This window comes from Okeania sp. (assembly GCF_983059655.1).
The window spans coordinates 1-12,535 of record NZ_CEZPJD010000159.1 but is presented as its reverse complement, the minus strand read 5'-3'; the positions used below and the strand labels follow the sequence as shown (position 1 = coordinate 12,535).

At 35.6% G+C, this 12,535-nt stretch carries 8 protein-coding genes; 4 read left to right on the top strand and 4 right to left on the bottom strand.

The window, feature by feature from the left end; translation table 11 throughout:
* Window positions 1-570 precede the first annotated feature (570 nt).
* Window positions 571-1,377, top strand: coding sequence for an aspartate/glutamate racemase family protein (locus AC3DU7_RS11355; protein WP_488039458.1), 807 nt, complete (start codon window positions 571-573; stop codon window positions 1,375-1,377).
* 194 nt (window positions 1,378-1,571) lie between these two features.
* Here the strand turns inward: AC3DU7_RS11355 and AC3DU7_RS11350 are convergent, their stop codons facing one another.
* The 3 genes from AC3DU7_RS11350 to AC3DU7_RS11340 all read right to left on the bottom strand — a co-directional run bounded on the left by AC3DU7_RS11350 (window position 1,572) and on the right by AC3DU7_RS11340 (window position 7,673).
* A complete protein-coding gene (locus tag AC3DU7_RS11350) occupies window positions 1,572-2,912 on the bottom strand; it encodes a dicarboxylate/amino acid:cation symporter (protein WP_488039457.1) in 1,341 nt (446 codons plus the stop codon).
* A 164-nt stretch (window positions 2,913-3,076) separates the two neighbouring features.
* Window positions 3,077-4,270, bottom strand: coding sequence for a peptidoglycan-binding protein (locus AC3DU7_RS11345; protein WP_488039456.1), 1,194 nt, complete (start codon window positions 4,268-4,270; stop codon window positions 3,077-3,079).
* Window positions 4,271-4,988: 718 nt separating this feature from the next.
* The gene (locus AC3DU7_RS11340; RefSeq protein WP_488039455.1) at window positions 4,989-7,673 is read right to left on the bottom strand and encodes a HEAT repeat domain-containing protein; all 2,685 of its coding nucleotides are present in this window, start codon (window positions 7,671-7,673) and stop codon (window positions 4,989-4,991) included.
* A gap of 1,229 nt (window positions 7,674-8,902) precedes the next feature.
* Here AC3DU7_RS11340 and pip point away from each other — a divergent pair.
* Complete coding sequence (gene pip, locus AC3DU7_RS11335; protein WP_488039454.1) at window positions 8,903-9,850, top strand: prolyl aminopeptidase; 948 nt, start codon at window positions 8,903-8,905, stop codon at window positions 9,848-9,850.
* 385 nt (window positions 9,851-10,235) lie between these two features.
* Here the strand turns inward: pip and AC3DU7_RS11330 are convergent, their stop codons facing one another.
* Window positions 10,236-11,021 carry a class I SAM-dependent methyltransferase gene (locus AC3DU7_RS11330; protein ID WP_488039453.1) on the bottom strand — a complete coding sequence of 262 codons (786 nt, stop codon included), beginning with the start codon at window positions 11,019-11,021 and terminating at the stop codon, window positions 10,236-10,238.
* A 487-nt stretch (window positions 11,022-11,508) separates the two neighbouring features.
* On the opposite strand from AC3DU7_RS11330, the gene AC3DU7_RS11325 reads away from it, so the two are divergent.
* Window positions 11,509-11,706, top strand: coding sequence for a hypothetical protein (locus AC3DU7_RS11325; RefSeq protein ID WP_488039452.1), 198 nt, complete (start codon window positions 11,509-11,511; stop codon window positions 11,704-11,706).
* A 152-nt stretch (window positions 11,707-11,858) separates the two neighbouring features.
* Complete coding sequence (locus AC3DU7_RS11320; RefSeq protein WP_488039459.1) at window positions 11,859-12,524, top strand: adenylate/guanylate cyclase domain-containing protein; 666 nt, start codon at window positions 11,859-11,861, stop codon at window positions 12,522-12,524.
* Window positions 12,525-12,535 lie beyond the last annotated feature (11 nt).

Genomic DNA, 12,535 nt, shown 5'->3' with positions numbered 1-12,535 from the left:
GGGGAGTAGGGGAGTGAGGGAGTAGGGGAGTGGGGGAGTAGGGGAGTGAGGGAGTAGGGAGTAGGGGAGTGGGGGAGTAGGGGAGATCGAGAAAGATTTGGTAATGGCGCTCAGATGGAACATTTTTTATCTAAATGTTGGCATTTATACCCGCGATCTCCTGTAAGGGTCGGTAAGGGCGAATGCCATTTGCTAACGCCAAGCTCCGCTAACGCCCCTAAATATGGTGTTTTCAAGGTGAATTTGCTTCAGTCCTGATAAATTTTTTCCCTCCTGACTCCTGACTCCTAATTCAACAGATTTTATACCTATGCTACCAGATTTGATATCATGCGTAATCGTAATTTAATATAGAATCTGGTTATATAGTATATAGTATATGTTTATAGCTATACTTCAATCTCCCCCACTCCCCACTCCCCCACTCCCTCACTCCCTTACTCCCCCACTTACCTGATGAAAATCACTCGAATTTCATTTTTAGATCGCCACCACTACCAGAAATTAGGAAGATGATAAAAATATAGAAGCTAAAAACAAAAATAAAAAAATACGAAAAATCAAATTATTATGAAACAAGCAATTAGACAACAAGCAATGCCAGGAATCCTCGGTGGATTAGGGCCACTAGCGCATATTGAATTTGAACGTCGTTTAATTGCTTTAAATGCAGAGCGAGGTGCTACCTTCGATAGCGATCATCCCGTTTCAATTCTAATCAATGCAACTGATATTCCAGACCGTACTCAAAGCTTGCTGGGAAACGCCCCAAGTTGTACTCCTTCGCTAGTGAAATATGGGAAAATACTACAAATGGCAGGAGCAAATTTTTTGGTAATTACCTGTAATACAGCTCATGGATTTTACGAAGCTGTACAATCTCAGTTAGATATTCCCTGGATTCATATGATGAATATCACTGCACAATTTATTAAAAGTCATTATCCTCATAGTCGCCGAGTAGGCATTTTATCAACAACAGGAACATTACAAGCTCAACTCTATCATAATAGTTTAAGCGCTTTAGGATTAACTGTGATCGCACCACCCATAGACTCTCCATTACAAAGAGATATTATGCATGCAATTTACAATCCTGTTTGGGGAATTAAAGCTACAGGAGTCGAAATTTTCCCACCGGCAATTTCAATTTTAGAAAATGCTATAGCTTGGTTAAAAGACCAAGGAGCAGAATTAGTCATTGCTGGATGTACTGAAATATCAGTAGTGTTGCCAAAACTCAGACTTCACTCTCTGATTAATATTGACCCCCTTGATATTCTTGCCAATCTGACTTTAGATTTAGTATTTGGCCATCAAGAAATTCCCACCATTAGACCCAACTTATCTACTCAAAAATTATACCAATTCACTTAAAAAATGTGACAAATAGTTGGTAATTCATCAAGTAAAATAATATAGCGCTTTTCAAATTAATGAACCACATCTTCACACATCAAACCTTATAGGGACGTTCCATTGAATGTCCCTACTGTGGTCTACTCAAATGAAAACTGCTGTAAGCTGAAATTATGGTAAAGTTGAGATTTCAAGTCACTAAAATATAACTTCTAACTTCTGACTTCTAACTTCTGACTTGCGCGTAGCCCTATTAATGCTGGCGATCGCTTATAATCAGCAACCGCTGCTGTAGCTGCAATTCCTGTGTGGACAATACCCAAAGTCCGGAAGGGATCGATAATTGGGTCTACCGCAATTAATAGTACCAGTATTGCTTCTAGTGGCAACCCCAAAGGCTGCAATACTAAATCTAATAATGTTAAAGTTAAAATTCCCGTCGCTCCTGCTGTTGCCATCCCTGCTAAAATGGAAGCAACAATAATAATTACAAAACTAGGTAAGTTTAATTGATGCTGATAAAGTTGGGCTACAAATACGGAAGTTGTGGCAAAATAAGCCACGGGACCGAATCTACAAACAGTAATTGCCAGAGGAATCACTAAATTAACTGTTTGTTTATCAAATTTCAGTAGCTCAGTTAAAGCAGAAATGGAAGACGGTAAACAGGTAAAACTACTCCTAGTTGCCAATGCTAAAATTGTTGGTTCTTTTAAACTAATCAAAACTTTCCACAAAGAACAATCTGCCTTTTGCCAAACAACAAGGGTGCTAACTACATAAATAATAAAAAATATTAAAATTGTCACGATCACAAAATTTTTCATAGCAGCTAAAATACCAAAACCTGTCGTCGCTATTTGGCTAGCTAAAAGACAACATAAACCCATGGGTAGGAATAAAATTATCCAATCAATTAACTTTTTTGAAGCTTTAAATATCGTTTCTAAAATGTTAAATACATCCTCCTTATAAGATTGCTTAAGGTATCCCATTGCCACACCAAAAACAATAGCAAAAAAAAGTATTTCCAGAGCCTTACCTTCACTTAAAGATGCAAAAATATTCTCAGGAACTAAATTAAATAAAAAAGATATTAAATTTATTTCTGGCTCGACAACTTCTTCAATAATTTCACCAGTAAGAGATACTTCTAAATCTAATTGAGATTTGTTAACAATTATACCCAAAGTAGTTAAACTTGAATCGTCTAAATTCCCTCCTGGATTAGTGAGTAATGTAACAATTACTCCAATTATACTTACGCCAATAAGTCCCAGGGAAAATACAATTAAAATACGTTTGACATATTTATTAGCATCCTGACTACCTATTAGTCTACCTACACTCATTGTTATTCCTGAAAATAACAAAGGTAAAACACACATTTTCAATAACTCAAGATAAAGATTGCCAAAAGGAGTTAACATTGCAGCTATATCTTTTTGAAAAATCCCTATATATAATCCTAATAAAATTCCAGGCAAAATACACCATGGATTACGCAAAACTTTAATTAATGAATAAAAATTGAATCCTTTGTTTTTTTTCATAATGAACAATTATAAAAATTTTTTATCTTTTTCTTTTTGGTTTAATACCAATTCCCAAAAGTAATTCTATACTTGGCAGAAACTTAAGTATATTCAATTCCGTAACGGTTTTAACCAGAGGTAATTATCAATTATCAATTATCAATTAATGAATTCTTCCTTCTTCAATTAAATTTATCTGCACTAGATGTTTCTAATAACTCAGAATACTCATCCAATAAACTCTTAACACTATAATGATTATTAGTAATTTGTAGATATAAATTAACAAATTCTAACAAGTGATTGCTAGACCATGGCAGAGCAATTGCTATCGGATCTTGAGTATCTGTTAAGGCAACAGTTTGAAAATTCAAAGCCACATTTGGTTGATTTATAACAATCTTTTTTACTTCTAATTCATCCCGGTATGCTGCTAATATATCTCCTCGAATAGCACCTTTTACAACTTCTTCCCAACTCGGATATGTCACAATTGTAGCCTTGGGAAATTTCTGTTTGGCAAATCCCTCATAGGAAGAACCATTAATTACTCCAATCTTGCCTTCAAAATCCCTCAAAAATTCTACTGTTTCTTTATTTTTAGCTGCTTTAGTTAATTGTATTCGGTTCAGTAACAAACCCTGGCGCATCGTCAAATAAGGATGAGAAAAAGAAATTATCTTAGCTCTATTCAAAGTTTGACTAAGTTTAGAAATTCCTAAATCTGCTTGACCTATATCAACAAATTCAACCACTTCATTAAAAGTTTTAGCACTACGATTAATCTGAAGTTCAACCCCTAAAGCTTCAGCCAAACCTCTGGCAATTTTAATATCTAATCCTTCCAATTCACCCCTTTTATTTTCAACAAAAAAAGGTGAATTATCATACTCTGTCATCACAACAATTAATTCACCTCGGTCAACAATTTTTTGTATTTCTGGAGATAGCAACTGTGCTGAGGAAGATTTTTGGGGAGAGTTGCTAGTATTTCCTCGAAGCAAAGTCCAAGTTTTTTCATCAACTATTGCTGTTGCTTCTAACCCCAGACTAATTTGAAAGTTATAAACAGCTTCCTGAGTTTGTTCTCCATAAATTCCATCTATAGCTCCGGGATAATAACCTTTTTGTTTTAATCTAGTTTGTAACTGAATAACATCATATTCTTCATTATTTTCAGTTACTTGTGAACCCAAAGTATTTACATTCTGAATATCTTTTGTATTTCTAATCTCAGCAATTTTTTCACCTGCTTCGAGGGAAACAGAATTGGCGGAATCTTCTGTTTTTATAAAAGTTGTAAAAATAACAATTATTCCGAAAGCAACCAGAGTTAATTTGACAATTAAATATATTATTTTAGAGAATTTATTCATGAAATATTTCCTGATAAAAAAATAGTGTCTCAAGCCTCTAAGTCTCTCCTTTTAAGGGTATGAACAAAGTAAACTTAAGTATTTCAAGCCTCTGATTTTTCTACGGAATGCTGCGCAAACAGCAGTCAGTACTGATAACTAAAATGACTCCTCGCAATATTTAGTAATACCATAATTTTTGATATCTTCTAATACTAACCTTCATAGGTAAGCGTAGATTTTTAGACATCATAATTTGGCATTACATATCATAAAAAAGTGAACTTGTCAACTTTCCGGAAAAAAGTTTTAGATGAGATATTTTATCTATTTTGACAACTCTCAGGACTTAGGCAAAAGACAAAATTATACACCATTTGTAGGGGTTAACATAGGACTTTTTTTACGTTGAATCGGGGAGATAAACCTCTCCTAAACTATCCGGCGCAATAGTTGCTGGCGATTTAAGCCAAGGTCATTTCAGTTATCAACACCTCTGCAATAAGGGGCTTGACATAAGGAATATTCTCTTTTTTTTATCCCCTTGCAGCAATTTTCAAGTTGATGAACCACATCTTCACAAACAAAACCTTGTAGGGACGTTCCATGGAACGTCCCTACTGTGATCTACCCAAATAAAAATCGCTGTAAAAAGGGAGGCTTTAGACCACAATTTCTCGGTCAAAAAGCTGAATAGCTGATAGCTAGTTAAACTTGCTACACATATAGCCTAGATTTGCTAAAATCCTTTTAAAGTTTTCAGAGCAAACTTTTGTACTTGCTCATCTAAGTCATTTTCGGCTCGATCGCACAATATCTGGAAAATTTGAGTCTTTTCTTGATATTGTTCAAGAATTACCTCTAACGCAGTTTGCCGCGGGTTCTCTTCCCATTCTTCCTGGCGTACAAATGGATCGGAGTATGTGCGAGTACAGAAAAATTCAAACATTCCAGGATCGTCATGCCAACCTAAAGCTAACTGCTGTATTGCTGAACGTCGTACATAAAAATTCTCATCAGACTCAGCTAGTTTTTTGAGCATAATAACCGCACAAGGATCATTTTTTCCGAGCAGAGCAAATAATTCTAAAGCAGTTTGTCGCACATAAAAACTACGATCGCCCATAGCTACTTGTTTGATAATTGCTATCGCTTCAGGATCGTGTTGCCAACAAATACCTAACTCAACCACTGCTGTTTGTCGGACGCACACATCCTCATCAGAAATAGCTAATTTTTTAAATAACGCTAATGTCTCAGGGTGATGCTTCCAACCGAGAGCTAATTGCTGCATTGCGGTTTGTCGTACCTCTCCTTCATCTGTAGACTCAACCCTTTGTTTGAGAATAGTCAAAGTATCAGGATCGTCTTTCCAACCGAGAGTTAATTGTTGCATTGCTAGCTGTTGTAAATCTGGGCATTGAGCTGATACTGCCAACTTTTTGATAGCAGATATGGTCTCAGGATCATCCTTCCATCCGATAGCTAATTGCAGTACTGCTGACTGTTGTAACTGTGAACAACTGCCAGACGCAACCAGTTGTTTGATAATATCTAGAGTATCAGGATCGTCTTTCCAGTCTGTAGCTAACTGTTCCATAGTTGCTTGTTGCACATCAGAAGACGGATCGTCAACTGCTTGTTGTTTGAGCCAAGCTAAGATATTAGGATCATCCTTACCATCATTGCCTAATTTAACTACTGCTGCTACTCGCACATCTGAACATTGATCGGATACAGCAATTTTTTGCAGAGTTGCCAAAGTATCATGGTTATTTTTCCAAGTAGTAACTAACAATTCCATTGCTGCTATGCGTACTTCTGAAAAATTATCCGACAATGCTGCTTGCTTAATGGTAGCGATCGCCTCTGGGTCATCTTTCCAACCTGTAACCAACAATTCCATTGCTGCAATTTGTACATCATGGCGATCGTCAGACAAAGCAACTTTTTTGACTACTGCAAAGGTATCAGGATCGTCATGCCAGGCAGTAGATAGTTGTTCAACCGCTAATTTCCTAGCGTGCCAACAGTCATCTTTGAAAACGACTTGCTTGAGAATACTCAAAGTATCAGGGTCATCTTTCCAACCGATAGATAATTCTCGTATTGCAGCCACTCGTGCATCGGAGTTAGACAGAGCCAATCTTTTCAGGAGAGCTAAAACACTAGGTTCGTCTTTCCAGCCAACAGTTAATTGTGCTACTGCTATCTCTCCCACTACCCAACAGTCAGGAGACTCCGCCTGTTGCTTGAGAAAAGTCAACACATCTGGGTCATGTTGCCAAAATGCACCCAACTGTACCACTGCCAGCTCTCGCATCCGCCAACATTCATCTGACTGCACAACTTGTTTGAGAATAGCTACTGTATCAGACTCTTTTTGCCAGTTTTTGATCAAGTAACCCATTGCTGCTTTTCGTACTTCTGAAGCTGTGTCTGATATCGCCAACTTTTTCATAATAGCTACTGTATCAGAATTTTCCCTCCAATCTTTGACTAACTGTTCCACTGCTGCCAGTCGGACATGAGAACATTGGTCAAATTCTGCCAGTTGTTTGAGGGTTAAGAGCGTATCTGGATCGTTCCCCAAATTTTCTGCTAGTTGACTCATTGCAGCTCGCCGTACCTCTGAAGCTTGAGCAGACAAAGCCAATTGTTTCAAAATATTTCCAGTATCAATGTCATCTTTTGCCAGTTTAGCTAACTTGAATACTGCTTCTGAAGCCACATAGGGGCTTGGATCGGACATTGCCATTCCTTTGAGCCAAGCTAAAGTCTTACTATCGTATTTCCCATCTTGATTTAACTTTTCTATGATGGTTAAACGTACTCCCCAATGTTTATCTGATTCTGCCCTTTGTCTGAGCCAAGTTAGAGTATGTATATCTTGCCAACCTTCAGCTAAAAGCTCTACTGCTGTTTCCCGTAAAGCTTCATCAACATCGGAGACAGCTCGTTGTTTCAAGAATGCTAGAGTTTCTGGTTCATTTTGCCAGTTTTGGGCTAACTGTTTTAGTGCTGCATAACGTACATTTGAGGAACGATATTGATCTGCCAAAATCAGTTGTTTCAGGAAAGCGATCGTATTTGGATCGTCATGCCAACCTGTAGTTAATTGAGTAAGTATAGCTTCTTGCACCCACCAATATTCATTGTTAGATACTACGAATTGTTTGAGAAAAGGTAATATACTAGGCTCGTTTTGCCAACCTTGGACAAGATATTCTGCTGCAGCTCTCCGCACATCTGGACATTGATCGGATATAGCTAATTGTTTAAGAATAGCTACAGTACCCGGGTTATTTTTCCATTCTATGGCTAGTTCTTCCAATGCTGCTATTCGCTTTTCTGGGTCTTCGTTAAATACTACTTGACGTTTGAGGGAAGATAAAGTTTGAGAGTCATTTTTGAGCATTATCATAGTGGCCTATTGTAAGTTAATAGTTTTTTAGCTTTACTTGTAAATTTGGATATTTGTAGGGAAAGTTTCACAAACTCGATCTATTATAAGCTAAATTACTTAATAAATAAAATGATATAGAATTTCATCTTGAAATATATTTTATATAGACTAATAATTGTACAGTCACGTATAGGCTAATTCCTGAAATTAGAGAACTCAGGAAGATATGTCCAACTAGTTGCCTATACATCAATTTTGCCTATAGGTTCAACAGGAAAGATATTACTTAGTATTAATAGACATTTCTAGAAAATAGGGAGTATGTGAAAATAATTAATGATTTATTTACGGAAATTAATTTTACTTTTTATTATTGTATATTTCTAATAATTGCATCACGCAATCTGTAAGTAAGTGATAGGCATCACTGCTTGAAAAAATCAAAATATAGGTATAGTATGCTATTGTGTAAATAATTGCAGAAGTGCGATCGCAGCTCTAAGGCAGAGAATATATCTACTCACGATGCTTTAGGCGCTAACACTTTTAGGACTGGCGAAGTATAAAGAATTTTTGTCATTTTGACCTACAGGAAAGCAACCTCAAATCCTAGTTTTTTGTGCTTCATGTGTAAGCCCTGACTTTGTTTTTAAGTTATAAATTCTTGCTTGATTTTTTGGCTTTTCTAATGTTAATTTAGGGTTGTTTCAAAATCTTTAATTTATTGCTGAAACTTTAGTGATTTTAGAGAGTGTTTATCAAATAAATATTATATCCCATAATAGGATACCAATATCGTTACATAATTCACACTTCCTAAAGGAAGAAGAACGAATTTCTATTCTTAATTCCAGAATATATATATTCAACAATTAATAATTAATATAGTGTTTTCCAAGGTCATGAGGTACAGTTATATTTTTGTCTTTTTATTCCCTGTTCCCTCAAGCCTAAAATTTTGTACCTCACGAATATAGTAATTGCTATAATTACCTCTTTTTTTCTAAGGAGAGGTTTGACGCGGTAGGAAAAATTTTTTCTTTTTTCTCCTTTAAAAGAGAGGCTTTAGACCAAGATTTTTCGGTAAGTGTGCCGTTACACTTCATTTAATTTGTTAGAACTATATGACAATAATATATTACTTTTTTCATACTAAAATTTATTTTAATTAATAATTAACAGTTGAAATAAACATTATTTATCCTAAATTTTTCCTAAAATATCAATATAAATCTTGAAATATAACTATGCGAGAACTTTATCCACCCATCCAACCCCATCAAACAGGCAATCTCAAAGTTTCCGAGATTCACACTATTTATTATGAAGAATGTGGTAACCCCCAAGGTAAACCAGTAATATTTTTACATGGTGGACCAGGTGGCGGAATTCTGCCTCTTTATCGTCAATATTTTGACCCCAAAAAATGGCGGATTATTCTATTCGATCAACGAGGTTGTGGCCGTAGCACTCCCCATGCTGAACTATCTCAAAATACTACCTGGGATTTAGTCAGCGATATAGAAAAACTACGAGTTCATCTCAGTATTGAAAAATGGGTTGTTTTTGGAGGTAGTTGGGGAAGTACTCTAGCATTAGCTTATAGTCAAACTCATCCAGAAAATTGTATAGGCTTAATTTTACGAGGTATTTTTATGGTGCGCCCGAAAGAAATTTCTTGGTTTTATCAAGAGGGTGCCAGTAATATTTTTCCTGATGCTTGGGAGGAATATTTAAAACCTATTCCTATAGAAGAAAGAGGTGATTTAGTTAAGGCTTATTACCAAAGATTAACCAGTGCAGATGAAAAAGTTCGATTAGAAGCAGCACGTGCTTGGTCAATTTGGGAAGGAAGTACAAGTAAATTAATTCCAAATCCAAATGTATCACAAAAGTTTGGGGATAGCTATTTTGCTTTAGCTTTTGCTAGAATAGAATGTCATTATTTCATTAATAAATGTTTTTTTGAACATGAAGAACAGTTATTAAGAAATGTCGATAAAATCCGGCATATTCCAGGAGTAATCGTACAAGGAAGATATGATATTGTTTGTCCGATGGTATCAGCTTGGGAATTACATAAAGCTTGGCCAGAAGCTGAATTTATTGTAGTGCCAGATGCCGGACATTCAGTTTCTGAACCAGGAATTATCAATGCTCTAATTAAGGCAACTGATAAGTTAGCAATTCTATAAAAAAATAGGGGCGGTTTACTTGATAATTGCCAGTCTATATTCTTGTTAAACTCTAAAGGTGTTAGGTTTTAAGTGACGGAGTAAATTTTTTTCACCTAAAGCCTAAAACCTGATTCAATTTAACTTTCAATAATTCAAATCATTGCTGAAAATTCATACTTTCTTTTATTCTGAAACATTATAATATTATTAGTAATGAAAAGTTGGGCATAATTTTGTAGTTTATTTCCTTATTCAGTATATTAATTTAGCATCTCCCAAGGTTGTGAGGTACAGTTATCTTTTTGTCTTTTTATTCCCAGATCGGGTGTTCCCTCAAACCTAAAATTTTGTACCTCATAAGCATGGGAATTTTTATAAATAGATATTAAACACAAAAATCATTCTAAACAAAACCACCAAACACTGCCAGTTTATAATATTTCCAAGGTACAGTTACAGGTATAAAATTAGCTGTTGTTAACATCTCCAAATGGGCAGATAAGCTAGCTAATTGGTCTTGATTAGAATAACCATGAGTGCTGCCAGTCCCCATTTTGGCACAAACCTCTGCTAAAGTAGTTCCTTGACTTATTGCCCACTCCTGCTGTATTTCTTTAAAAACCTCTGTTAATTCTATAGTTGCAGGCAAAACAGGATCGGCATTCCAAAAACAGCCTCCAGAATTTAAGCTTTTGCTAATCTTTTGAAATAATTTTAATTTCATACTATCACTCAGATGATGAATAGCCAGAGATGATACACAAGCATTAAAACCATCACCGATAGGAGATAACACATCAGCATTATTTGCCCACTCACCAAAATCCATTTCTATTTCAGTCCACCTATTTGTATACCCAGCAGCATCAATCTTAGTTTTGGCAAATTCTAGCATCCGTGGAGAATAATCCACCCCTACTATGTGTGCGTTAGGATATTTATGCAATAGCTTTAAACTTAGTTCCCCAGTACCACAACCAAGTTCCAAAATGCGATCGCAATTTTTTGGTACACAACGCACTATGACATCCAACATTTCATCGTATCGTGGTAATAAGTGTCGAATACCTGTGTCAAAATTAACAGGATGACTGAATACCTCTCCTGGAAAAATATTTTGTTTTTCTAAAGGTAAATCTTGAGAGTCGAAAAAATTTGTTAAGTTGCTTTCTGGATTAAGATTTTCCATCAGGATTAATTAATATGAGACCATAGCTTTAGATATCTTAACAAATTATGTTTTTCTAGCTATAATTGATTAAGAAAATTAAAGTGTAATTAATACTAATTCAATAAAATAATGTTACAAATGAATGATTAAAAATCCTTGTCAGGTATAGACTTTTCCATAGCAGCCATTTTGAAAATTGGCATAACAGATTTTTAAATTAGATGAGGTACACCAGCGCCAATAAGTGCAAGGATGTCATCTCACTAACTGTATAAAACCTTAAGCATTTTGACTTATATAGCGCAACAAATTTTTTTTAGTTTGGGTATTATGTGTAAACTCATTCATAGAGTAAAAACTTTATTCATCCAACAACTCTACAAACATACAGCATTAGTTAGGACTTACGCAGATACGCTATATATAGTACTCATAACTATTGGATAATAGTTACTGGACTCTATACACAGTGTCTTTGCGTAAGTCCTGATTAGTGTTAAGCATAATGTTCTGCATAGGTATTATTGTTGGTCTTTGGAATACACATCGTCTCTCATCTAAGCTAATTAGCTCGCAGGTACTGCAAAATGCCAGCCACTATGCCGAGACTATCCAAGCAGCTCGTACACTTTATTCAGAAGTAGTAACTCGTGCTAAAACAGTTGAAGGTGTTAGTATCACTCACGACTATAAAAGCATATAAGGAGGAATTCCTATACCAGTAACATTTTTGATTGAATTAGGTCAATACATCCAACTTGAAAATCCAGGAATGTCAGTCCGTCTCTACAGCAACTATCCTTTTCCCTCGCGTCAAGCAGAAGGTGGCCCAGAGACAATTTTGAAGTCAAAGCAATCCGCTATTTAGAAAAAAAACCTAACTCAGAATTTTATCGATTTGTAAAATTTCAGGGGCGTCCTTCATTTCGATATGCTCAAGCAGATATTATGAAACCAAGCTGCGTTAGTTGTCATAATAACCACCCAGATAGTCCTAAAAAGGATTGGAAAGTCGGAGATGTTAGAGGTGTTTTGGAAATTACTCAACCACTCGATCGCATCATTAAGACAACTAATGCTGGATTACGAGATACATTTTTGACTTTAGCAGGATTGTCTGTATTAGGAATTATTGGCTTGACTTTAGTAATTAGCAAACTTCGACAGACTTCAAAAGAATTGGAGAAACGCGTAATTGAGCGCACAGCAGAATTAGCTACAGAAAAGGAAAAGTCAGAATCTCTACTACTAAATATTTTACCAGAACAAATAGCGCAAAGACTAAAGCAAGGACATCATCAAATTGCTGACGGATTTGCAGAAGTGACAATCCCATTTGCTGATATTGTTGGTTTTACTCAACTATCACAAGAAATTCTACCAGAAGATTTAGTAATATTGCTCAATAAAATTTTTTCAGAATTCGATTGGTTGAGCGATCGCCACGGGTTAGAAAAAATTAAAACTATCGGAGATGCTTATATCCCACATTCCGCACTTCAAAATGTAGTATACAAATAGAGTGAGAGAAG